This window comes from Neoaquamicrobium microcysteis (assembly GCF_008180155.1).
Classification (GTDB): Bacteria; Pseudomonadota; Alphaproteobacteria; order Rhizobiales; family Rhizobiaceae; genus Aerobium; species Aerobium microcysteis.
This window is the reverse complement of the sequence record NZ_VSZS01000061.1, coordinates 165,545-186,443: the sequence shown is the minus strand read 5'-3', so window position 1 is coordinate 186,443 and position 20,899 is coordinate 165,545. Positions and strand designations below refer to the sequence as shown.

Sequence of the window (20,899 nt, the reverse complement as noted above, 5' to 3'; positions counted from 1 at the left end):
AGCAGGCGGCGTGAAAGCCGCGGCAGAAAAGGAGCAGACATGCGCCCATTGGAACGGGTTCCCGCCGTCCGTCGCATCGAAACCGATCGCGCAGACGCCTTTGCAGTCGAGATCACCGGCGAGTTCACCTCCGCCGACGCGGAAAACCTGTGCGGCCTGCTGGAAGGCGCATACGCGCTGAATCCCCATATCGACCTTCTGGTCAGGCTGGTGGACCTGACGAGCGTGGACATTGCCGACCTGTCGCCCGAGACGGCGGCCTACATGCGCACGCATGTCGCGCAGAATGTGGGCAAGTGCGCGGTGATCGACGACGGCGGCTGGGCTTCGCGTGTCACCGCCCTGTTCGAGCCGGGCTCGGGCGCCGAAGCGCGCCACTTCTCGGCTGAAGACGAACAGCAGGCGTGGGAGTGGATCGGCGCGCGCGAGATCGAGGAGCGCGTGTAGTCAGCGCACCACTGTCAGGCGCTCGGCCGCGCGGGTGATGGCCGTGTAAAGCCAGCGCTGCCGCGTGTCCTTGAAGGCGAAGCTCTCGTCGAACAGCACGACCTCATCCCACTGCGAGCCCTGCGCCTTGTGCACGGTGAGCGCGTAGCCGTAGTCGAAATCGTCGAAGCGCTTCTTCTGCTGCCAGGGTATGTCGGCGTCGGGATCCTCGAAAGCGGCCTTCAGCAGCTTGATCTTGGCGACACCGCGATCGGGATCGTCCTCCTCGGGCGATACGAGGAGGTTGATGCCCGGCTTCACCGTCTCCCGCGACGAGGTCATCACCTTCCAGAGCGAACCGTTGAGCAGTCCCTTGGCCGGGTCGTTGCGGAGGCAAACCAGCTTGTCGCCTGCCTGCGGATAGGCGGCATCGAAGCCCTTGAGCTGCCGCAGGCGCTGGTTGTAGCGCCGCCGCGTGCGGTTGGTGCCGACCAGCACCTGATCGGCCGCCAGCACCAGGTCCTGATCCACGTCCTCGCGGCCGATCACGCGGGCGGTGCCGTAGTCGCCCATCATGAACTCGCGCCCCTCGCGCACATCCAGCGCCAGGCGGATGATCGGGTTGTCTCGCGCCTGCCGGTGGATTTCGGTCAGCAGGTGGTCCGGATCGTGCTCGGTAAAGAAGCCGCCGCCCGAGATCGGCGGAAGCTGCGCCGGGTCGCCCAGAACGAGGATCGGCGTGCCGAAGCTCATCAGGTCGCGGCCGAGTTGTTCATCCACCATCGAGCACTCGTCGACCACCACCAGCGCGGCCTTTGCGATAGGGCTCTGGCGGTTGAGCGAGAACGTGGGATTGATCGAGGTCTTGCCGGTGGTCTCGTCCTCCACCGCTTCCTCGCCGCGCGGACGGTATATCAGCGAGTGGATCGTGCGGGCGTTGCTGGCACCCTTGGCGCGCAGCACTTGTGCCGCCTTGCCGGTGAAGGCCGCGAACTGCACCTGTCCGTCGACATGCTCGGCGAAATAGCGCGCCAGCGTCGTCTTGCCGGTGCCGGCATAGCCGAACAATCGGAACAGCGGCTTGCGCCCTTCCTTCAGCCAGCGAGCGACGGCCTTGAGAGCTTCATCCTGTTGAGGTGAGAACTGCATCGCGCGTTAGTGCGGGATTCGCGCTGCATGGGCAAGGGGCGTCTCAGGCGAGGTCGGTGCGGGCAAAATCGTCGCCCTTGTAGAGGAGTCGCAGCCCGAGCGTCTTGGCGATAGCGTAGCTGATACAATCTCCGAAACTGAGCTTCGCGGGATGCTCTGCCCCTCGGTGATAGGTTTGGTAGGCTTCAATGAAGGCATCGGATGCCGTTGCGTCCACCGCAACCACCTCGATGCCAGCCGCACGAATGAACTGCCTGACCTGTCTCGGCGCATTTTCCCTGTCACCAGTGATTTTTCCCAGAGACAGGATGGTCTCGAACATGGTGACGATCGAAGTGACACGCCGCTCGTAAGATCCAAGCCGTTCGATCATCTCGTCGCCTTCCGGCTCGGAGACGAGTATGGCGATCATCGAGGAAGTATCGAGGTACATCACATCCCCTCCTCTTCCCAAAGCGTGTCATAGAACTGCTTGTCGATTTTAGCGTCGGACTTCCCGTATGCCTTCATTTCGTCGCGCAACGGCTGGAGTTTGCGGCGCAGCGCTTCGACAGGCTCGCTGTTCTGAGCACGGTCGGCGGCGAGAGACTCCTCCACTGCCTCCTTTATTGCCTCTGTGATGCCGATCCCTCTCATTTCCGCAAGCCTCCTCACGAGTGCGTCTGTCTTGGGGTCTTTTACATGTATCGCCATCATATACACCACTTATGGTATGTGTACAACCAACCCGAAGCGCGCTCTGGTTGCATATACGCGAAGAATTCGTCTACATTCTTAGAACATAAACGGAACATATTCAATCCCAGAACGTCGGTCAAAATATCCGCAGCCTCCCAAATATGGGAAACAACCATAACTCGCAAACATAGAAAAATTCAATTATGGGTAGATGGCGCCGCCTGCGGATTCTTCGCATAGCCAGGCCCGATTGTCAGCGGCTGGTCAGGCACCACGCTGTCGTCCAACTGGCTGCGGAAATCGGTCTGATGCGTCCACAGCACGTGACGCTCCTCGCGGTCGAGGATGCGGATGGCGACCTGATAGGGCTTCGACGCCTTGACGCCGCGCACCGGCGGAGAGCGCATGGCGAAGCGCGTCATTTCCGGCCCGCCGATGCGCTGGCGCACAACATGCGGCGCGCCGCCGGCCGGATCTTCGAAGGACGCTTCGACGATCGAACCCGTAGGCAACGGCCGCTGGACGATCGCGGTGAAGCCGTAGAACGCGTCCGCGACGCGATAGTTGAAGATGAAGCCGCCGCCGACGATGCGCAGATAGGGCTTGTCGGCGGGGTCCTCGCGGGTCATCCAGCCGATGGCGAACAGGACGGCCAGCAGGACGCCGGCCGTCGTGAGCACTCCCTTCAGCGAGAACACCCTGTCCAACATGGCGGCAAAGCTACCACCGCGGCCCCGACGCGTCGATTGGCGCGTTTGGGCCAGCGCCTACCGCAGCATCGGCCACAGGCTGATAGCAAGCGCGACGCCCATGGCGATATTGAACCATTTGAGCCGCGCGGGGTCCGAAAGGAACCCGCGCAGCGCCATGCCGAAGCCCGCCCAGGTCGAGACGCTTGGCAAATTGACTAGAGCGAACGCCACGGCGACGAGCACCACCGACAGGAACGGAGCGGCCGGGTTGGTGTAGATCGCCATGGCGGTGACGGCCATGACCCATGCCTTGGGGTTGACCCACTGGAAGGCTGCCGCCTCCAGAAAGGTCATCGGTCGCGCGGCCTTGCCGTTCTTCTCACTCATGGAGCGCGACATGGCGATGCGCCATGCGAGATAGAGCAGATAGGCACCACCCGCGATCTTGAGGCCGATATGCAAAGCCGGATAGGCGGTCAGCACCGCGCCGAGCCCGAAGCCGACGCAAAGCAGAAGCGAGAGAAAGCCCGCCCCAATGCCCAGCATGTGCGGGATCGTGCGGCGGAAGCCGAAATTCACGCCCGACGCCATCAGCATGAAATTGTTGGGGCCCGGCGTGATCGAGGTCACGAAGGCGAAGACGACCAGCGCCATGAAAACGTCGAAGGGCATGATGCGGGCGTCAGGCTTCCATGCCCTGCGGGCCGCGGTTCATGGCCGCCACGCCGGTGCGGCATACTTCCACAAGCCCAAGCGGCTTCAGGATCGCGATGAACTGCTCGATCTTGGAGACGCGCCCGGTGATCTCGAAGATGAAATGCTCGGTATTGGCGTCGATGACGTTTGCGCGGAAGGCTTCCGCCAGCCGCAGAGCCTCGACGCGCTCGTTGCCGGTGCCGCGCACCTTCACAAGCGCCAGCTCGCGCTCCAGCGGGCGCTCCTGCCCCATCTCGCGGGCGATGACCGTCAGGTCGTTGACCCGGTGGACCGGCACGATGCGCTCGAGCTGGTGCTTGATCTGCTCCAGCACGTGCGGGGTGCCGCGCGTCACGATGGTGATGCGAGAAAGGTGCTTTTCGTGCTCGGTCTCCGAGACGGTCAGGCTGTCGATATTGTAGCCGCGTCCGGAGAACAGGCCGATGACGCGGGCAAGGACGCCCGGCTCGTTGTCGACAAGCACCGAGAGCGTATGCTTCTCGGCACTCTCGGTTTCCTTGGCGATGAAATAGGCGGAGCCGGAAGGCTGAAGCTGGGCGTTCATGTCGAGATTTCTCTAACTTTCATCAGGGTGAGACGACCGGAACGGTTCCGGCGATCTTTTTGGCGCGGCGTCTGAAGTCGGCGTCGAAAGTTGCAAGGCCGTCGCATTCTTTCGACGCATGAAGATGCATGGCATCCGCGAAATCGAGCCCTGCGCCGTGGGATGCAACGACGTCGGCAAGCCCCCGGCGGTCGGAAAAACGTATGTTCGCGCTGGCAAGAAGGGTCCCGAGCGTACGATTGATGTGGATCCTGTCGAGTTTCATGATGCTGCGCAGCAACCATTCGGTTTCCAGAAGCACGGAGTCGGGCAGGAAGACTTCCCTTTCGCTAAGCAACGTACGTGATCGCCGGGCTTGTTCCGAGCCGTCGTCGACCAGAGCTCGCGCAAGGACATTCGTGTCAATCGCGAGTGGCATTGTACCTCCGCGCGGCCTCTGCGAGCATGGCTTGTTCGATCTCTTCATCAGTCGGGAACGGTCTCGCGATCCGGACAACGTGTTTCAGGAACTCGCCAGCGGGAACCCGCGGATATCGTGGATCGAAGTCCTCCACCAGCTGGACGAAGAATCCGCCCGCCTTCGGAACGAACTCAACCTCGCTCCCTTCCGCGATGCCGAGATCGTCCCGGATTTGCTTCGGGATCACGACCTGTCCCTTGCTCGACACCTTAGCCCGAACGTTCATGACTGCCTCCAAGTAAGACGCAGTAAGACTTTATCATCCACCACGTCTTACTTCAAGCCGCACTACACCAGCTCCCTGCCCTTGGCGTCGATGGCGTTGGCGACGACTTCGTCGGTGGCCTCGTCAGGCAGCAGCATCTCGTTGTGCGCCTTGCCCGAGGGGATCATCGGGAAGCAGTTGGCGAGTGCGGCGACGCGGCAGTCGAAAAGCACCGGTTTCTTCACGTCGATCATCTCCTGGATCGCAGCGTCGAGCTCGCCGGGCTTTTCGCAGCGGATGCCGTGCGCGCCGAAGGCCTGCGCCATCAGCACGAAGTCGGGCATCGCCTCGGTATAGGAGTGCGACAGGCGGTTGCCGTGCAGAAGCTGCTGCCACTGGCGCACCATGCCCATGTACTGGTTGTTGAGGATGAAGATCTTGATCGGCGCGTTGTATTGAACGGCCGTCGACATCTCCTGCATAGTCATCTGCACCGAGGCGTCGCCGGCAATGTCGACGACCAGCGCGTCTGGATGGGCGATCTGGACGCCGAGTGCAGCCGGCAGGCCGTAGCCCATGGTTCCCAACCCGCCGGAGGTCATCCAGCGGTTGGGCTTCTCGAAGCCGTAGTGCTGGGCCGCCCACATCTGGTGCTGGCCCACCTCGGTGGTGATGTAGGTTTCGCGGGTCTTGGTCAGTTCATACAGCCGCTGGATCGCGTATTGCGGCATGATGACGTCGTCATTGGCCTTGTAGGCGAGCGAGTCGCGGGCGCGCCAGCGCGCGATCTGCTCCCACCACGGGTGCAGCGCGCTCTTGTCGGCCTTGGCGGTGGCACGCCACAGCCGCACCATGTCTTCCAGCGCACGGCCGACATCGCCCAGGATGGGAATATCGACATGCACGTTCTTGTTGAGCGAGGACGGGTCGATGTCGATGTGGATTTTCTTGGAATTGGGCGAGAACGCGTTGAGGCGGCCGGTGATGCGGTCGTCGAAGCGCGCGCCCAGGCACACCATCACGTCGCAGTCGTGCATGGCCATGTTGGCTTCGTAAGTGCCGTGCATGCCCAGCATGCCGAGCCAGCTCTTGCCGGATGCCGGATAGGCGCCCAGCCCCATGAGTGTGGAGGTGATGGGAAAGCCGGTCAGATCGACCAGTTCGCGCAGAAGATGACTGGCCTCAGGCCCCGAATTCACGACGCCGCCGCCCGAATAGATGATCGGACGTTTCGCATTCGCCATCAGTGCGACGGCCTGCTTGATCTGTTCGAGGTCGCCCTGAATCTTCGGGCTGTAGGACGTGCGCGGGGCCTGCTGCGGCGGCGTGTAGATGCCCTTCGCGAACTGCACGTCCTTGGGAATGTCGACGACCACCGGTCCCGGCCGCCCGGTCGTGGCGATGTGGAAGGCCTCATGAATAATGCGCGAGAGATCGTTCACGTCCTTCACCAGCCAGTTGTGCTTGGTGCAGGGGCGCGTGATGCCGACCGTGTCGCACTCCTGGAACGCGTCGGAGCCGATCAGCGAGGTGGGAACCTGGCCGGTGATGCAGACGAGCGGGATGGAATCCATCAGCGCGTCCTGCAGCGGCGTCACCGCGTTGGTCGCGCCGGGGCCGGAGGTCACCAGCATGACGCCCGCCTTGCCGGTGGAACGGGCATAGCCCTCGGCGGCATGGCCCGCGCCCTGCTCGTGGCGCACCAGAATGTGCTGCACGTCCTCCTGCTGGAAGATTTCGTCGTAGATCGGAAGAACCGCCCCGCCCGGATAACCGAAGACATGCTCGACGCCGTTATCCTTCAGCGCCTGCACCACCATCTCCGCGCCGGACATCTCGCGTCTGCCGGCATCATTTCCTGCCTTGCTCATCGGTCTCTTCCCGTCCTGTCTTCGCGCTTCGCGCATGTGGTCGTTTATCGGTGTTGCGGGCAATAAAAAAGGCCCCCGGAGGAGCCTGTGTTTGCGCATGGGAAGCTGTCGCCCGGCGGTTACACCGCCTTGCCCACGCGCCTTCCTACGAGAATGATCGTCGAGATGTTCATGGGCGCGGACAATAAGAGGCCTTGCGAGCATGTGTCAACTGCATTTGTGCGCCGCGCGTGTTGCGCCATTTCGGACCCTGCATTATAAAACCGCTTGCAAAAACTAATCGGTTTGGAGGAAGCCATGGGCCGGATTATCTACGGCATGCTCACGTCGCTGGACGGCTACATCGAAGGAGCGGCAGGCGCATCGCAGTGGTCGGGGCCGAAAGAGCAACTGCACCGCTACTTCAACGAGATGCAGCGCAACATAGCCCTCGATATATACGGCCGGCGCATGTACGAGGTGATGCGCGTCTGGGATACCTACGACCGCGATCCGTCGATCACGGATTTCGAGCGCGAGTTCGCCCATTTCTGGCAGCAGACGCCAAAGGTGGTCATATCGACGACGTTGAAAGAAGTGGGGGCAAACGCCCGGCTGGTGAGCGACGATGTCGAAGCCGCGGCAAGAGCACTCAAGGCGGAGACCGAAGGCGACATCTCGGTTTCCGGCGCGGAACTGGCGGCCAGCTTCGGCCGCTGGGGCCTGATCGACGAATATCAGCTCTTCGTCTATCCCTCGGTCGCCGGCGGGGGCAAACCATACTTCGCACACGGCGTGCCGCTGGACCTCAAGCCACTCGGCAGCGAGCGGCTGCCGGAGGACGTGCTGTTGCTGCGCTACGCGCCCGCCGGCTAGCAAGTAGTTACAATCTTCCCGTTCATGTTTACCGCGTTTCAACCATCCCGCCTCACCCCACTTTAACCCGGTCCCCGCTAAGGTTGCATCACGATAGCGGGGATCGGGATATTGATGTTCGTTGAACGCGCGGAAATCGGCGAGACGACGAGTCAGGAGCGGCGCGACAGGGCGCAGCCGGACTCGCGCGTGCTTGGCCGCGTGGTGCAGTGCGATGGTGCGCGCGCAACGCTGGCAGCCTATGCAAGCGACGGCACGGAAGCCACGCGCGGGCTTTGGACCGTCGGGCGCATGGTTTCCATCAATCTCGGCGACATCCGCACCGTCGGCCTCGTCTACCGGGTCGAGACGCCCGTCCAGACATGGAACGAGGACGAGCCCAATCCCATCAGCGTGCATGTCGAGCTCATCGGCGAGGTGCGCGATACGGAAGGCGGCAAGCCCGCCTTCGACCGCGGCATCACCGCCTACCCGCATATCGGCGCGATTTCGCACCGTATCCGCGCGCGCGATCTGGAGGCGGTGTACGATCTTGCCGGGCGCCACGCGCTGACCATCGGCCAGCTCTCGCAGGACGACGCCATCGAGGCGCGCATTGCCATCGACGACACGCTGAACCGCCATTTCGCCGTGGTGGGCACCACGGGCGTCGGCAAGTCGACCGCCGTGTCGCTGCTGCTGCGCAAGGCCATCGAGGCGCGGCCGGATCTGCGCGTGCTGATCCTGGACCCGCACAACGAGTTCTCCTCGGCGTTTCCCGACCGCTCGATCCGCATCGACACCACGTCGCTCGACCTGCCGTTCTGGCTGTTCCGGCTGGAAGAGCTGGTCGAGGTGCTCTATCGCGGCCGCGATCCCATCCCCGAGGAGGTGGACCTGCTGCGCGAGCTGGTGCCGCTTGCCAAGCACCTCTACCGCAATCCGAGCCACAATGGCCTCATGCGCCGTTCCAGCGACGCCAACGGCATCACCGCCGATACGCCGGTGCCCTATCGCGTCGCCGACGTGCTCAAGATCATCGACGAGCGCATCGGGCAGCTCGACACCAAAAACGACCGCCCGATCTACCGCGCGCTGCGCATCCGCATCGACGCGGCGATCAACGACCCGCGCTATCGCTTCATGTTCGGCTCGCGCCTGATCGACGACAACATCCACGAGACCATCGGCCGGATTTTCCGCGTCCCGCACGAGGGACGGCCGATCACCTGCTTCGAGCTGGCGGGCCTGCCTTCCGAGGTGGTCAATTCGGTCTGCTCGGTGCTGGCGCGGCTTGCCTTCGACCTGGCGCTCAACAGCCACGGCAAGCTGAAGCTTCTAGTGCTGTGCGAAGAAGCCCACCGCTACATGCCTTCCGACACGCGGCTGGGCTTCGCGCCGACGCGCCACGCGCTGTCGCGCATCGCCAAGGAGGGCCGCAAATATGGCTGCTATCTCGGTATCGTGACACAGAGGCCGGGCGAGTTGGACCCCACGGTGCTGTCGCAATGCTCGACGGTCTTTGCGATGCGGCTCGCCAACGAGATCGATCAGGACATCATCCGTTCGGCCATCGCCGACTCGTCCGCTTCCTCGCTTTCGTTCCTGTCCTCGATGGGACAGCGCGAGGCCATCGCGTTCGGCGAAGGCGTCGCAACCACCATGCGCATGAAATTCGAATACATGGCACCATCGCTGCTGCCCGGCTCGGGGCACACCTATTCGCAGGGCGACGCGGCATCCGACAGCGACGATGTCGATCTGATGGCGCTGGTGCGCAATCTGCGCAGCGTCGGCCGCCCGCAACAGACCGAGGCAGCTTCGATGTTCGGCACGCCGGTCGACATGCTCCGTCAGGCCGGTGATCCCCACGGGCAAGGCGCTTCAGGCCCGCTGCCGCAGGCCGGCGACCAGCCGCGCCGCCGGATCGACGACGAGACGTTCAGGCGGCTCTACGAATAGATATCGGCGGTCGGCATCGGGCAGAAACCAACTGCCGAGCCTGTCCTGCCCTCACGCGCAGACGCGGTTACGTCCCAGCCGCTTGGCCTGATAGAGGTGCTTGTCGGCGCGCCGGTAGAACTCTTCGGCGCTCTCGTGCTGGTCCCAAACGGCAAGGCCGACGCTGGTGGTTACCTTGAGCCGGACGTTGCCCGACACGATCACCAGTCCGGCGATCGCCTTGCGAATGCGCTCGGCCAGCTTCATCAGCAGGTTTTCGTCCATGTTGGGCGCAACCACGGCAAATTCCTCGCCGCCCAGCCTCGCCACCACATCGTGATAACGCGTCATGTCCTTGAGGCAGTCGGCGACCGCCTGGAGTACCTTGTCGCCGACATCGTGGCCGTGGGTGTCGTTGACCGCCTTGAAGTGGTCGAGGTCGAGGATCATCAGCCCGACGGGCTTGTCGATCTTTCGAAACTCCTCGATGTATTCGCGCAGCGCATCGTCGAAGAAGCGGCGGTTCTGCATGCCGGTCAGACCGTCCGTCAGGGCCGCATGCTCCAGCGTCTCGGAGCGCGCGCTGAGCGATTCCGTCATCGCGCGCAGCTTGCCCTCCTCGCGGACCTGCGTCCGGATGAGCGGGTAGATGAAGAAGATGCCGAAGAAGAGCGCCGTGGCCTGCAGCACGCCGGTGGCGAACAGCAGCTTGCTGAACCAAGCCAGCATTTCGGTCCAGCGCTGCGGGTCGAGGTCGCGCGCCGTGGAATAGACAGTGTTATAGGCGTGCAGGATGAGCACGCTCGCTGCGAGAATCACAATAATAAAGACGAAAAAAGCCGACTCGGCCTTGTGAAACCGCATCTTCTCCCCATCGGAACCGCGAGCCTCCTTATGGCACGGCGGTGCTTACGGGAGGTTAACCGAAACAACTAAAACGCGAACTTTCTGCCCCATTCCGGAGCACAAAGATACCCGTTTTTCGCGCCCTTATTCCATTGCGATGCGTTGCCAGCCGGACCCCAGCTGATTGCGAAACCAGGTGGACTGCCGCTTGGCGTACTGACGGGTCGCCGTCTTTGCGAGGTCCATCGCCGCATCCAGGCTCAACTCGCCCCTGTCGGTTGCCAGAAGCTCGCGCACGCCTATCGCTTTCATGGCCGGCATTTCCGCCCCGACACCAAGTCTCGCAAGGGCTCGCGCCTCATCAAGCGCGCCGGCGTCGAGCATCCGGTCGAAGCGCAGGCCGATCCTGTCGGCGAGCAGCTTTCGGTCGGGCTCGATCACCAGAAGCCGTGCGCTGCCGCGATCCACCAGCGGCTCGCCGGCCGCCTTCTGCCAATGCGAGATCGGCTTTCCGGATGCGTCCAAAACCTCCAGCGCGCGCACGATGCGCTGGCCGTCAGACGGCCTGATGGCGGCTGCGGCCTCGGAATCGCTCGCTGCAAGCTTCGCGTGCAGCGCCGCAGGCCCTTCGCACACAAGAGATGAGCGCCATTTTTCACGTATATCGGCCGGCACATCCGGCATGCGGGAAAGCCCTTCCAGCAGGGCGCGGAAGTAGAGCCCGGTGCCGCCGACGAAGATGGCAGGCGCATCCGCAAACGCTCCGGCGCGGATGAGATCGGCGACTTCGCGCATCCAGCGGCCTGTGGAATAGGGCTCGCGCGGATCGACATGGCCGTAGAGCCGGTGAGGCGCTGTCGCCAGATCCTGATCGTCGGGCCGCGCGGTGAGCGCCCGCAGCACGGAATAGACCTGCATGGAATCCGCATTGACGACGGTTCCGCCGGTCTCGCGCGCGTGACGGAGCGCCAGCGCCGACTTGCCGCTGGCCGTCGGCCCCGCTATCAGGATCGCGTTCTTCAACGGCCCGCCCGACCCTGCATCTCCGGAAACGTCCATGCCTCTCGTCGCCACGCTGATCGCCAATCCCGCCCGCCCGGTTCTTTCCGACGCGCTGGCACATAGGGCCATGGAGGCGCTGGGTGCAAGCCGCATCGACCGGCTGGCCGACGGCATTGCCGCCGATATCGCCCTGCCCGAGGGCCTCGACGCCTCCGACGCTTCGGCGATCCTGCAGGCTGCTCTCGACGGCGAGCCCGTCGATGCGGTCGTGCAGGAAGCCTCCGGCCGCCGCAAGAAGCTGCTGATAGCCGACATGGATTCCACCATGATCGACCAGGAGTGCATCGACGAACTGGCCGACGAGGTGGGGCTGAAGGATCGCGTGGCACTCATCACCGCGCGCTCGATGAACGGCGAGATCGCGTTCGAGCCGGCGCTGCGCGAGCGCGTCGCCCTGCTGGCTGGGCTGGAAAGCACTGTCATCGACCGGATCATCGAAGGCCGCATCACGCTTGCGTCGGGCGGCAGGACGCTGGTTGCGACCATGAACGCGGCGGGCGCGTGGACCGCGCTGGTATCGGGCGGGTTCCTGTCGTTCACCGGCCCCATCGCTGCCAAGCTCGGCTTTCGCGAGAACCGCGCCAACCAGTTGCTGGAAGAAGACGGCCGCCTGACCGGAAAGGTGGCCGAACCGATCCTCGGGCGCGAGGCCAAGGCGCATGCGCTGACAGAAATCGCCGCCCGCCTCGGCGTCGGCGTGGAGGATGCGATCGCGGTGGGCGATGGCGCGAACGACCTCGACATGCTGGCTCTGGCCGGCAGCGGCGTGGCGCTTCACGCTAAACCTGCGGTTGCAGAGCAGGCCCGGATTCGGATCGATCATGGCGACCTTACCGCCCTGCTCTACATCCAAGGTTACCGGCTGAAAGACTTCATCCCATGATACCCAAGGAGCGTTGCTTCGGATGATAGGATTGGAGACGGAGCGGCTCGTCATCCGCAATTGGGAGGACCGCGACCGCGACCTCTTCCACCGCATCAACAGCGACGATGGGGTGATGCGGTTCTTCCCGTTTCGCCGCACGCGGGCGGAGGCCGATGCGTTTCTCGACCGCATCCGCACCGAAAACGATGCGCGCGGCTATGGCTTCGCTGCGCTCGAACTCAAGCAGACCGGGGAATGCCTAGGTTTTGCGGGCCTGCACCCGACCGACGAGGTGCCGGCGCGCTCAGGCGGCGCAACCGAGATCGGCTGGCGGCTGGCGCCGAAACACTGGCGCAAGGGCTATGTCACGGAAGCGGCCGAAGAACTGCTGCGCTTCGGCTTCGAGACGCTGGCACTCGACGAAATCGTCTCGTTTGCGGTGTGGAACAACGACGCTTCCACCGCCGTCATGCGCCGGATCGGCATGAAGGCCGAGCCGGAAGGCGATTTCGACCATCCGCGCGTGCCGGACACTTATCCTCACCTCCAGCGCCACGTACTCTACACGCTGTCGAGAATGGACTGGCTCGCGCGCCGCTGAGCCGCGTATTGGACCAGCATCAGCGGTCAACTGTCCGTGGCATAATGCGCCGGGCCAGCCTATAGCTGACCGACGCGCTTCCATTCTTCCGGTACGATGCACAGCCTGCGACCCCTGATCCCGATCCTTACGGCTGCCGGCATCCTGCTGGGCGGCAACGGGCTGCAGGGTACGCTGATCGCGCTGCGCGGCGCGCAGGAAGGATTCTCGCCCGCCTCGATCGGTTTCATGGGCACTGCATACTTCGCCGGCTTCCTCATCGGCTGCCTCGTGATCGTGCGGATGATGCGCGCCGTGGGCCATATCCGTGCCTTCTCGGCGCTGGCCGCCATGGCCGCAGCGGCAACGCTGGTGATGGCGGTTGCCATCGACGTCAGCGTGTGGGTGCTGATGCGCTTCATCTCCGGCTTCTGCTTTGCCGGCCTGTTCACGGTGATGGAAAGCTGGCTCAACTCGGGCGTTTCCAACCAGGACCGGGCCCGCGTGCTGGCGCTCTACCGCATCATCGATCTCGGCGCGGTCACGGGTTCGCAGTTCCTCATCCCGGTGGTGGGAGCCGACGGCTTTGCGATCTTCGCCGTGATGGCGATCATGATTACGCTGTCGCTGGTGCCGGTCTCGCTGGGCGACCGCTCGAACCCCGCAGCACCAGAAGACGTGAAGCTGGACCTGCGGCGGGCCTGGGAAATCTCGCCCATCGCGGCCATAGGCTGCATCGCAGTCGGCGTCACCAACAGCGCGTTTCGCACGATGTCGCCGGTTTACGCGCAAGATATCGGCATGTCGGTGACCGATGTCGCGACTTTCGTGAGCGTGTCGATCATCGGCGGCGCGCTGATCCAGTATCCGCTCGGCTACGCCTCGGACCGGCACGACCGGCGCACGGTGCTGCTGGTCACCACGGCGCTGGCGCTTGCCGCCGCGCTTGCGCTCTTCCTGTTTGCAGGAAGCGGTTTGCTTTTGAACTTCGCGCTGGTGTTCGTCTTCGGCTCGTTTGCGATGCCGCTGTTCTCGCTGTCGGCCGCGCACGCCAACGACCGCGCGGCCAAGAACGAATATGTCATGCTCAACGCGGCGCTGATGCTGTTCTACTCTTTCGGTGCGATAGGCGGGCCGTTTGCGGCGGCCGCCGTGATGGAATGGTTCGGCCCGCACGCGCTGTTCCTGTTCAGCGCGGTTGTCTATGCGGTTTTCCTCGCCCTGATCCTGTGGCGGATGCGCGCCCGCGCACCGGCCCCGAGCGCGCAGCGCGGGCGGTTCACAGCCCTTCTGCGCACATCCACCATCTTCGCGCGGCTGGCGCAACGCAACGGCTCCAAGGACACACCCGACCGGAAAGGTGACAAGTAACCGGCGAAAGGCTTGACGTGGCGGGATTTGGCTGGAATTGAGGCGGGATTGCACGAAAAAAGAAGCTATATGCACCTCATCACACGCCAGGACGAACTCGAAGTCGCCATCGACGCGCTCGCCGGCTCGGACTTCGTGACCGTCGATACCGAGTTCATCCGCGAAACCACCTTCTGGCCGGAACTGTGCCTGATCCAGATCGCGTCGGCCGATGTCAACGCGCTGATCGACCCGCTTGCGCCGGGGATCGATCTCGCGCCCTTCTTCCGGCTGATGGCCGACGAAGGCACGGTAAAGGTCTTCCACGCAGCGCGGCAGGACATCGAGATCATCCACCACCTCGGCGGATTGATCCCTCACCCGGTGTTCGACACGCAGGTCGCCGCCATGGTGTGCGGCTTCGGCGACAGCGTTTCCTACGACCAGTTGGTCCAAAAGATCACCGGCGCGCGCATCGACAAGTCGTCGCGCTTCACAGACTGGCGGCACCGCCCGCTGTCGGACAAGCAGCTGGAATATGCGCTGGCGGACGTCACGTATCTGGTCGATGTCTACAAGTATCTACGCGACGAGCTGGAACGCGAAGACCGCGCCCACTGGCTCAACGAGGAGATGGAAGTCCTTACCGCGCGTGAAACCTACGACCCGCATCCGGACGACGCCTGGCGGCGGCTGAAGATGCGCGTCAAGAAGCCGGTGGAACTCGCAATCCTGCAGCGCGTCGCCGCATGGCGGGAGCGCGAGGCGCGCGAGCGCAACGTGCCGCGCGGACGGGTGCTGAAGGACGACGCCATCTTCGAAATCGCCCAGCAGGGACCGCGCGACGCGGCGGGCCTTGCGCGGCTGCGCACCATCCCGAGAGGCTGGGAACGCTCGGCCACAGCCTCCGGCCTGCTGGCCGTGGTGAACGAGGCGCTCGACCTGCCGAAGGACGACCTGCCCAAACTGCCGAAGTTTGCGCAGCAGCCGGAAGGCACGGGAGCCGCGGCGGAACTGCTGAAGGTGCTGCTGAAGCTGGTGGCAGAGCAGCAGGGCGTCGCGCCCAAGGTGCTGGCCTCTTCCGACGACATCGACAAGATCGCTGCGGCGGGCGAGGAAGCCGACGTGCCCGCAATGCAGGGATGGCGGCGCGAGGTGTTCGGCGAGCGGGCCATTTCGCTGGTGCGCGGCGAGATCGCGCTAAAGTTCCACAAGCGCAAGATCGCGGTTTTCGAAACGCCCGACGCCTGAGCCTGCGGGGAGCCAATCTCCCTCGAGCAAATGGCAGGCCTGCCGTATCTTGCACGGACCAGGCGGAGCGGGCGGGCGGCTTCATACCCCCGCCCCTAACCTTCCCTCAAGGGGGAGGAGCAACCGCCACCGGCAATAGCGGCCTCAAACGCTGCCTATCAGTCGTGCTGCTTGCCCGAGCCGCCAACGGCGACGATCGTGTAGGGCACGCCGTCGACGGCGATCGTACGCTCTTCCTCGAAGCTGTCGGTGTCGACCAGCCTTACGACGCCCTCGCGCGGGTCGGTAACAGCGAGGTGGTCGCCTGCCACGGCGAGGCGCGGGCGCGGATCGCGCCAGTGGCCGTCCATCGAATAGGGCTCGGTCAGCTGCATGCTTTTCTCAATGGTGCCGGACAGCACGTCGAGCAGATGCAGCCTGCCATCCTCAGTGAGGATGTAGGCGTTGCGCGTCTTGGCGGGATCGATCGCGAAATCGACGCGACGCACCGGCAGGTCGATCTTCCTGATAGTGGTTTCCGCACCCGGTTCTATCAGGGTCACCGCCGACTGGCCGTAATTGCCCAGGAAGAACTGCAGCGCGGTTCCGCCTTTGAGCGTCGAGACATTGCCTTCTCCGAGATCGGCGGTGGAGACGTGGGTCAGTTCCGGCGCCCCGCCGGACGGCATGGCCACCACGATGCCGTCATGGCAGCCGAATGCGACGACGCGGCCCGACACCGCCTGGCCGTGCAGGCCGGGGCATGCGACATCGCCGCCCACCTGCGCGCCCTCCCGATCGACCACGCGAAGGGCCACAGGCCGCTGCGACGGATCATCGGGGTTGGGAACGGAGTGAATGATGAACCGGCCAAACGGCGTCGCCAGCCCGTGATGCGGCGCACCGACATCGAAGGTTAGCGGCTCGAACGCCCCGTCCAGCACCTGCCTTTCGGGGAAGACGTCCGCCCGGCCCTCGCCGTCGAAGAACATGGCAATCTGGCCGTCATTCTCGAAGAAATGGGCAGGTTTTTCACCCGTCAGCGTGGTCGAAAGCAGTTCCGGCTCGTCAATGTCGAGATCGACGTGGTCGCCGTGGTCCTCGAACGCAATGCCGGTCTTGAGGATCGCCACCTTGCCCGCCTCGCCCTGCACGGCAAACATCGTCCGGCCGGATTTGCTGCGCGACAGGCTCGCATAGGCGTCGAGCGCGAACCGCCCCGCTTCCGTGCCGTCGTCCAGCTCGATAGCGCGAACCAGCGGTTCGGTGTGGTCGCCCACGAAGATGCGCCAGTGCGAATCCTCGTCTGCATGGGCGGACGCAGTCGCGGCAAATGCCGCCACGCTTGCAGCCACCATGAGCTGCGCCGTCTTTGTCATTCCCTTCATCGCCTAAACCTCCGTCGTTCGTTCGGCAGGCGTTTGTTATAGTATAACATATCATATGCAAAGCGGATTCTCGACCGCACGCCGATGTTTCCACCGGGCGAACAGCGCCCGCGCGGCGGCAGGATCAGTATCGGCTCGCCGCCTCGCGTCTTTCGGGTATTGAGGAGGCTGGGAACGCCGGAAATGCCGCCCACGCAGGATCGTCGAAGATGGCGCGACCCAGATAGGCCGCGCCGGCCTGGGTGATGTGCACCCTGTCGCCTGACAGGATGTGACCGGCGGCGTCGAACACCGGCATGTGCGCGCCGTCATCCGAGACGTGCGAGAGTATGTCGAGGTAGGAGCCGCGCGGCAGCAGCGCGCGGTAGTCGCGGTTATCCTGAGCGATCTCGTCGAACACGCGCGTCATCGCAAAAGGCCGCAACTGAACAGGCAATTGCGCGAACTTGTTGAGGTTGTAGCCGAAATGCTTGGGGCCGACGATCACCACGCGATGGTCGCGGAACAGCCCGCGGTCGAGCAGCGTGCTGAAGCAGGCCTTGCCCGCCGATGAATCGGCGACGATGAGGTATTCGGCCTCGCTGACGAGATGGCGCAGCCCCTCGGCAAAATCGGGATAGGCGCAGATTGGCAGGTCGTCGCGATAGACCAGATCGTACCCGGCGAAGCGGCCGGTTTCCTCCGCCATGTTGACGAAGTCGCGCGCCTGGCTGTCGCCCAGCACAAGCAGCCTCGGCCTGCCATCGGCGGCAAATCGCTCGGTCTTGTAGCGGAAGACGCGCGTGTTGTAGCCGATATGCATGTTGGCGGCGGTTTCGGACGAGCCGGCGAACATGCGCTCGGGGTAGCCGTTGCGGTCGTGGAACAGGAAGCCGGCCGCCACGAGCGCCACCGACGCCGAGACCACGCCGGGCACCAGCAGTTTCAGCGGCACGGCACGGCGGTCGCGGAACGGGCGCTCGATGAAGTGCCAGGTCAGGAAGGCGAGCAGGAATGCCAGCGCCACCACCCCGAGCATGGTTTGCGGCGACGGCTGCTCGTAGCTGTTGATACGCGCGAAAACCAGCAGCGGCTGGTGCCACAGATAGAGGCTGTAGCTGATGAGGCCGATGCCGACGAAAAGCCGCTTGCCGAGCAGGCGCGCGACCAACGTGCGCTCGCCCGCATAAAGGATGACAAGTGCGGTGCCCACGGTCGGCAGCAGAGCCCAGGCGGATGGGAACGGCGTCGCCGCATCGAAGGTGAGGATCGCGGCCACTATCAGCAGCAGGCCAGCCGCGGCGAGAAGGTCGTTGGCGGGCTGTGCGCGCGTAAAGAGCCAGAGCGCGACGAGGCTGCCCAGAAGCAACTCCCACGCGCGGGTGTGCAGCAGGTAGAAGGTAGCGGTCGGGTGCCTCGAAACGCCGTAGAGGCAGAGCGCGAAGCTGACGGCCGCCAGAATACCGAGAGCCCAGCCGGAGCGTCGCCCCAGCCAAGGCCACAAGATCAGCATGAGCGCAGGGAACAGCACATAGAACTGCTCCTCTACCGCAAGGGACCAAGTGTGCAGCAGCGGCTTGAACTCGGCCGCGAGGTCCCAGTAGCCGCTGGTCATCGTCAGCAGGATGTTGTTGGCCGAGAGCGTGGTGGCGACGACGCTCTGGCCGAAATTTTCCAGATCGTCCGGCAGCATGAGCAGCCAGGCGAGCGGGATGCACGCCAGCATGACGGCGAACAGCGCGGGAAGGATGCGCCGCGCGCGACGCTCGTAGAAACGGATCAGCGAGAAGCTGCCAGCGGCGAGTTCCGTGACGATGATGGTGGTAATGAGATAGCCGCTGATGACGAAGAAGACATCGACGCCGACATAGCCGCCGGAGAACGTGGCAAAGCCGGCGTGGAAGAACAGCACGGGCACGACGGCGACCGCCCGGAGGCCATCAATCTCGCGACGATACTGCATCCTGCGTGCGCTCCCCTTCATGCGATGAATGGGACGACAGAGCTTAGCCGGATGCGTCTGCAATGCGCTTCGGCAATTGTGCCGAGCCTCTACCCCTTCAGGCGGACCGGCATCCATACTGCTTGCTTTTTGCAATCAGTTGTGGTTTGTCACGGATGCAACCGGTATCAACACCAGGAGCCAAAGCATGCGTAAGCTGATCGCCTGGAACGTCGTCACGCTGGACGGGTATTTCGAGGGCACGACCCCCTGGAAACTCGACTTCCACGAGACCGTCTGGGGACCGGAGCTCGAGGCTTTGTCGAAGGAGCAGCTTGCCGACCTCGACTATCTGCTGTTCGGCCGCAAGACCTATGAGGGGATGGCGTCCTACTGGACCGAAAATGCCGACGAGGGCGAGATCGGCAAGGCGATGAACGCGGTGCCGAAGCTGGTCGCCTCGCGCACGCTCAAGAACGTCGAGTGGAACAATTCAACGCTGATCGATGGTGACGTCGGCGAAGCGATCCCCCGGCTGAAGGCGCAGGACGGGCGCAACATATACGTCTTCGGCAGCGCCGACCTTCTTTCGACCCTCACCGCCGAGGGCCTCGTGGACGAATACCGAATCTGCATCGCACCCGTGCTTCTAGGCGCGGGGACGCCGCTGTTCAAACCGGCCGAACATAAAACCTCGCTGAAGCTGATCGATGCGAAGGCGCTGACCAATGGCGGCGTCCTGATGCGCTACGGGATGGCATAGCAGCGTCGCAGCACTTCCCGTACCAACCCGAAACGCCAGGGAGGACCCGGACAATGGCCACACTCGTGTTCGGCATGAACGTGTCGCTCGACGGATACGTAGACCACGACAGGTTTGCGCCTGATCCGGTGCTGTTTCGTCACTTCGTCGAGCAGGCACAGGAGCAGACGGGCAGCATCTACGGCCGCCGCCTGTATGAGGTGATGCGCTATTGGGACGAGGACGATACAGAGTGGACCCCGGACCTATGGGCATTTGCGGAGGCGTGGCGCCGCCAGCCGAAATGGGTGGTGTCACGGTCGCTGCAATCCGTCGGCCCCAACGCGAGGCTGGTGGCGAGCGATGTCGAGGCGACGATACGCCGGCTGAAGGAAGAACTGGACGGCGAAATCGAGGTCGGGGGTCCAGACCTTGCGCAAAGCCTCACGGCGATGGGGCTGATAGACGCCTATCGCCTCTACGTTCACCCCGTAGCGCTCGGCAGCGGCAAGCCGTACTTCGCGGCTCCCCCGCCACCGCTGCGCCTCACGGCAAGCGAGCGCATCGGCGAGGGCGCGGTGCGCCTGACCTATGTTCCTGCCGATCTCCGAACCTGAACAGGATTGTCGGAACAGGCGAGCGCGGTTCGTCTTCCAGAGGAATCGAAGAAGAAGGAGTTGCAGACATGGCCAATCCCCTCCCGCGGGCAGCCGAACTGGCCGCCCTCCGACAGCCGCCATTCCCCGGCGAGAGCGAGCAATACGCGAAGGCGCGCGAGGCGCTGCTTGCCGAAGAGATCGAGTTCCGCCGTCACATGACGCGTCTGGGCGAGCAGCGGCAGACCCTCCCGGCAGGGCCCGTCATCAGCAAGGATTACCGGTTCCGGGATGCCGACGGCAACGACATCGGCCTCGCAGACCTGTTTGGGCAGCACGACACGCTGGTCAGCTATTTCTGGATGTACGGACCGCAGCGTGAACGTCCCTGCCCCATGTGCACCAACTGGCTCGGCGCCGTGAACGGCAATGCGGCCGACATCAAGCAGCGGGTCGCGCTCAAAATCTTCGGCCGCAGCCCTGTCGAGCGCCAACAGGCATTTGCCAGGGAGCGCGGCTGGGCGCACCTCGATTTCGTGCAGACGGTCGGTGACGACTACGCCAACGATCTGGCCCTCATCAACGAGGATGGGACGGAAAACCCGGCGCTGGTGGTGTTCTCGCGCAAGGGCGACGAGGTGCGGCTGTTCTGGGCCGCCGAGATGCCGCGGGCCGCGGCGGACCCCGGGCAGGATCCGCGCACTGCGCCCGACATCGCCGCGTTGTGGTCGATCCTCGATCTGACGCCCGGCGGACGCGGCACCGACTGGTATCCGAAGCTGTCCTACTGAGTGGAGCCGCC

At 64.0% G+C, this 20,899-nt stretch carries 23 protein-coding genes; 10 read left to right on the top strand and 13 right to left on the bottom strand.

Translation table 11 applies throughout. From position 1 onward, the window contains the following. Nucleotides 1–39 precede the first annotated feature (39 nt). Entirely contained in the window at nt 40–447 is a 408-nt protein-coding gene (locus FY036_RS10330) for a SpoIIAA family protein (RefSeq protein WP_148914643.1), read from the top strand. Here the strand turns inward: FY036_RS10330 and FY036_RS10325 are convergent, their stop codons facing one another. From FY036_RS10325 to FY036_RS10285, 9 genes are all read right to left on the bottom strand, one after another. Then, the gene (locus FY036_RS10325) at nt 448–1,575 is read right to left on the bottom strand and encodes an ATP-dependent DNA helicase (protein ID WP_148914642.1); all 1,128 of its coding nucleotides are present in this window, start codon (nt 1,573–1,575) and stop codon (nt 448–450) included. Between the two features lie 43 nt (nt 1,576–1,618). Further along, nucleotides 1,619–2,008, bottom strand: coding sequence for a type II toxin-antitoxin system VapC family toxin (locus FY036_RS10320; RefSeq protein WP_148914641.1), 390 nt, complete (start codon nt 2,006–2,008; stop codon nt 1,619–1,621). Further along, nucleotides 2,008–2,268, bottom strand: coding sequence for a type II toxin-antitoxin system VapB family antitoxin (locus FY036_RS10315; protein WP_148914706.1), 261 nt, complete (start codon nt 2,266–2,268; stop codon nt 2,008–2,010). The genes FY036_RS10320 and FY036_RS10315 overlap by 1 nt, the downstream gene beginning before the upstream one ends. Before the next feature lie 182 nt (nt 2,269–2,450). Then, the gene (locus FY036_RS10310; protein ID WP_148914640.1) at nt 2,451–2,963 is read right to left on the bottom strand and encodes a hypothetical protein; all 513 of its coding nucleotides are present in this window, start codon (nt 2,961–2,963) and stop codon (nt 2,451–2,453) included. 57 nt (nt 2,964–3,020) lie between these two features. Then, the gene (locus FY036_RS10305; RefSeq protein ID WP_148914639.1) at nt 3,021–3,617 is read right to left on the bottom strand and encodes a LysE family translocator; all 597 of its coding nucleotides are present in this window, start codon (nt 3,615–3,617) and stop codon (nt 3,021–3,023) included. Nucleotides 3,618–3,627: 10 nt separating this feature from the next. Then, nucleotides 3,628–4,206 (bottom strand): acetolactate synthase small subunit, encoded by a 579-nt coding sequence (ilvN, locus tag FY036_RS10300; protein WP_148914638.1) that lies wholly within the window; start codon nt 4,204–4,206, stop codon nt 3,628–3,630. A gap of 22 nt (nt 4,207–4,228) precedes the next feature. Beyond that, the gene (locus tag FY036_RS10295; protein WP_161601122.1) at nt 4,229–4,624 is read right to left on the bottom strand and encodes a type II toxin-antitoxin system VapC family toxin; all 396 of its coding nucleotides are present in this window, start codon (nt 4,622–4,624) and stop codon (nt 4,229–4,231) included. Continuing rightward, a complete protein-coding gene (locus tag FY036_RS10290; RefSeq protein ID WP_148914636.1) occupies nt 4,608–4,892 on the bottom strand; it encodes an AbrB/MazE/SpoVT family DNA-binding domain-containing protein in 285 nt (94 codons plus the stop codon). Before FY036_RS10290 ends, FY036_RS10295 begins: the two co-directional genes overlap by 17 nt. A gap of 62 nt (nt 4,893–4,954) precedes the next feature. Continuing rightward, the gene (locus FY036_RS10285; RefSeq protein WP_148914635.1) at nt 4,955–6,742 is read right to left on the bottom strand and encodes an acetolactate synthase 3 large subunit; all 1,788 of its coding nucleotides are present in this window, start codon (nt 6,740–6,742) and stop codon (nt 4,955–4,957) included. 297 nt (nt 6,743–7,039) lie between these two features. On the opposite strand from FY036_RS10285, the gene FY036_RS10280 reads away from it, so the two are divergent. Both FY036_RS10280 and FY036_RS10275 read left to right on the top strand, forming a co-directional pair. Beyond that, nucleotides 7,040–7,597 carry a dihydrofolate reductase family protein gene (locus FY036_RS10280; protein ID WP_148914634.1) on the top strand — a complete coding sequence of 186 codons (558 nt, stop codon included), beginning with the start codon at nt 7,040–7,042 and terminating at the stop codon, nt 7,595–7,597. A gap of 114 nt (nt 7,598–7,711) precedes the next feature. Beyond that, nucleotides 7,712–9,538 carry an ATP-binding protein gene (locus FY036_RS10275; protein WP_148914633.1) on the top strand — a complete coding sequence of 609 codons (1,827 nt, stop codon included), beginning with the start codon at nt 7,712–7,714 and terminating at the stop codon, nt 9,536–9,538. Between the two features lie 51 nt (nt 9,539–9,589). Here the strand turns inward: FY036_RS10275 and FY036_RS10270 are convergent, their stop codons facing one another. Beyond that, on the bottom strand, nt 9,590–10,381 hold the full coding sequence (locus tag FY036_RS10270; protein ID WP_148914632.1) for a GGDEF domain-containing protein: 792 nt from the start codon (nt 10,379–10,381) through the stop codon (nt 9,590–9,592). 126 nt (nt 10,382–10,507) lie between these two features. After that, nucleotides 10,508–11,422 carry a tRNA (adenosine(37)-N6)-dimethylallyltransferase MiaA gene (gene miaA, locus FY036_RS10265; protein WP_148914631.1) on the bottom strand — a complete coding sequence of 305 codons (915 nt, stop codon included), beginning with the start codon at nt 11,420–11,422 and terminating at the stop codon, nt 10,508–10,510. Between miaA and serB the strand changes: the two genes are divergently transcribed. From serB to rnd, 4 genes are all read left to right on the top strand, one after another. Beyond that, complete coding sequence (serB, locus tag FY036_RS10260) at nt 11,421–12,308, top strand: phosphoserine phosphatase SerB (protein WP_148914630.1); 888 nt, start codon at nt 11,421–11,423, stop codon at nt 12,306–12,308. The genes miaA and serB overlap by 2 nt on opposite strands. Nucleotides 12,309–12,330: 22 nt before the next feature. After that, the gene (locus FY036_RS10255; RefSeq protein WP_148914629.1) at nt 12,331–12,891 is read left to right on the top strand and encodes a GNAT family N-acetyltransferase; all 561 of its coding nucleotides are present in this window, start codon (nt 12,331–12,333) and stop codon (nt 12,889–12,891) included. 96 nt (nt 12,892–12,987) lie between these two features. Further along, nucleotides 12,988–14,241 (top strand): MFS transporter, encoded by a 1,254-nt coding sequence (locus tag FY036_RS10250; protein WP_148914628.1) that lies wholly within the window; start codon nt 12,988–12,990, stop codon nt 14,239–14,241. 69 nt (nt 14,242–14,310) lie between these two features. Then, nucleotides 14,311–15,471 carry a ribonuclease D gene (gene rnd, locus FY036_RS10245; protein ID WP_148914627.1) on the top strand — a complete coding sequence of 387 codons (1,161 nt, stop codon included), beginning with the start codon at nt 14,311–14,313 and terminating at the stop codon, nt 15,469–15,471. Between the two features lie 158 nt (nt 15,472–15,629). Here rnd and FY036_RS10240 read toward each other — a convergent pair whose 3' ends face one another. Together FY036_RS10240 and FY036_RS10235 are read right to left on the bottom strand one after the other, a co-directional pair. Further along, nucleotides 15,630–16,838 (bottom strand): metallochaperone AztD, encoded by a 1,209-nt coding sequence (locus tag FY036_RS10240; protein ID WP_235897619.1) that lies wholly within the window; start codon nt 16,836–16,838, stop codon nt 15,630–15,632. 124 nt (nt 16,839–16,962) lie between these two features. After that, entirely contained in the window at nt 16,963–18,780 is a 1,818-nt protein-coding gene (locus FY036_RS10235; protein WP_161601121.1) for an acyltransferase family protein, read from the bottom strand. 187 nt (nt 18,781–18,967) lie between these two features. Between FY036_RS10235 and FY036_RS10230 the strand changes: the two genes are divergently transcribed. The 3 genes from FY036_RS10230 to FY036_RS10220 all read left to right on the top strand — a co-directional run bounded on the left by FY036_RS10230 (nt 18,968) and on the right by FY036_RS10220 (nt 20,888). After that, entirely contained in the window at nt 18,968–19,522 is a 555-nt protein-coding gene (locus FY036_RS10230; RefSeq protein ID WP_148914625.1) for a dihydrofolate reductase family protein, read from the top strand. 53 nt (nt 19,523–19,575) lie between these two features. After that, nucleotides 19,576–20,118 carry a dihydrofolate reductase family protein gene (locus FY036_RS10225; RefSeq protein WP_148914624.1) on the top strand — a complete coding sequence of 181 codons (543 nt, stop codon included), beginning with the start codon at nt 19,576–19,578 and terminating at the stop codon, nt 20,116–20,118. Nucleotides 20,119–20,186: 68 nt separating this feature from the next. Next, a complete protein-coding gene (locus FY036_RS10220; RefSeq protein ID WP_148914623.1) occupies nt 20,187–20,888 on the top strand; it encodes a DUF899 family protein in 702 nt (233 codons plus the stop codon). The last annotated feature ends 11 nt before the right edge of the window (nt 20,889–20,899 follow it).

Excerpts from the sequence above, each read along its gene's own strand:
- ilvN (WP_148914638.1), bottom strand. The coding sequence starts at position 4,206 with ATGAACGCCCAGCTTCAGCCTTCCGGCTCCGCCTATTTCATCGCCAAG.
- FY036_RS10280 (WP_148914634.1), top strand. The coding sequence starts at position 7,040 with ATGGGCCGGATTATCTACGGCATGCTCACGTCGCTGGACGGCTACATC.
- serB (WP_148914630.1), top strand. The coding sequence starts at position 11,421 with ATGCCTCTCGTCGCCACGCTGATCGCCAATCCCGCCCGCCCGGTTCTT.
- FY036_RS10270 (WP_148914632.1), bottom strand. The coding sequence starts at position 10,381 with ATGCGGTTTCACAAGGCCGAGTCGGCTTTTTTCGTCTTTATTATTGTG.
- FY036_RS10330 (WP_148914643.1), top strand. The coding sequence starts at position 40 with ATGCGCCCATTGGAACGGGTTCCCGCCGTCCGTCGCATCGAAACCGAT.
- FY036_RS10295 (WP_161601122.1), bottom strand. The coding sequence starts at position 4,624 with ATGCCACTCGCGATTGACACGAATGTCCTTGCGCGAGCTCTGGTCGAC.
- FY036_RS10255 (WP_148914629.1), top strand. The coding sequence starts at position 12,331 with ATGATAGGATTGGAGACGGAGCGGCTCGTCATCCGCAATTGGGAGGAC.
- FY036_RS10220 (WP_148914623.1), top strand. The coding sequence starts at position 20,187 with ATGGCCAATCCCCTCCCGCGGGCAGCCGAACTGGCCGCCCTCCGACAG.
- rnd (WP_148914627.1), top strand. The coding sequence starts at position 14,311 with ATGCACCTCATCACACGCCAGGACGAACTCGAAGTCGCCATCGACGCG.
- FY036_RS10250 (WP_148914628.1), top strand. The coding sequence starts at position 12,988 with ATGCACAGCCTGCGACCCCTGATCCCGATCCTTACGGCTGCCGGCATC.
- FY036_RS10310 (WP_148914640.1), bottom strand. The coding sequence starts at position 2,963 with ATGTTGGACAGGGTGTTCTCGCTGAAGGGAGTGCTCACGACGGCCGGC.
- FY036_RS10225 (WP_148914624.1), top strand. The coding sequence starts at position 19,576 with ATGGCCACACTCGTGTTCGGCATGAACGTGTCGCTCGACGGATACGTA.
- FY036_RS10235 (WP_161601121.1), bottom strand. The coding sequence starts at position 18,780 with ATGCAGTATCGTCGCGAGATTGATGGCCTCCGGGCGGTCGCCGTCGTG.
- FY036_RS10230 (WP_148914625.1), top strand. The coding sequence starts at position 18,968 with ATGCGTAAGCTGATCGCCTGGAACGTCGTCACGCTGGACGGGTATTTC.
- FY036_RS10315 (WP_148914706.1), bottom strand. The coding sequence starts at position 2,268 with ATGGCGATACATGTAAAAGACCCCAAGACAGACGCACTCGTGAGGAGG.
- FY036_RS10285 (WP_148914635.1), bottom strand. The coding sequence starts at position 6,742 with ATGAGCAAGGCAGGAAATGATGCCGGCAGACGCGAGATGTCCGGCGCG.
- FY036_RS10320 (WP_148914641.1), bottom strand. The coding sequence starts at position 2,008 with ATGTACCTCGATACTTCCTCGATGATCGCCATACTCGTCTCCGAGCCG.
- FY036_RS10325 (WP_148914642.1), bottom strand. The coding sequence starts at position 1,575 with ATGCAGTTCTCACCTCAACAGGATGAAGCTCTCAAGGCCGTCGCTCGC.
- FY036_RS10240 (WP_235897619.1), bottom strand. The coding sequence starts at position 16,838 with ATGAAGGGAATGACAAAGACGGCGCAGCTCATGGTGGCTGCAAGCGTG.
- miaA (WP_148914631.1), bottom strand. The coding sequence starts at position 11,422 with ATGGACGTTTCCGGAGATGCAGGGTCGGGCGGGCCGTTGAAGAACGCG.
- FY036_RS10305 (WP_148914639.1), bottom strand. The coding sequence starts at position 3,617 with ATGCCCTTCGACGTTTTCATGGCGCTGGTCGTCTTCGCCTTCGTGACC.
- FY036_RS10275 (WP_148914633.1), top strand. The coding sequence starts at position 7,712 with ATGTTCGTTGAACGCGCGGAAATCGGCGAGACGACGAGTCAGGAGCGG.
- FY036_RS10290 (WP_148914636.1), bottom strand. The coding sequence starts at position 4,892 with ATGAACGTTCGGGCTAAGGTGTCGAGCAAGGGACAGGTCGTGATCCCG.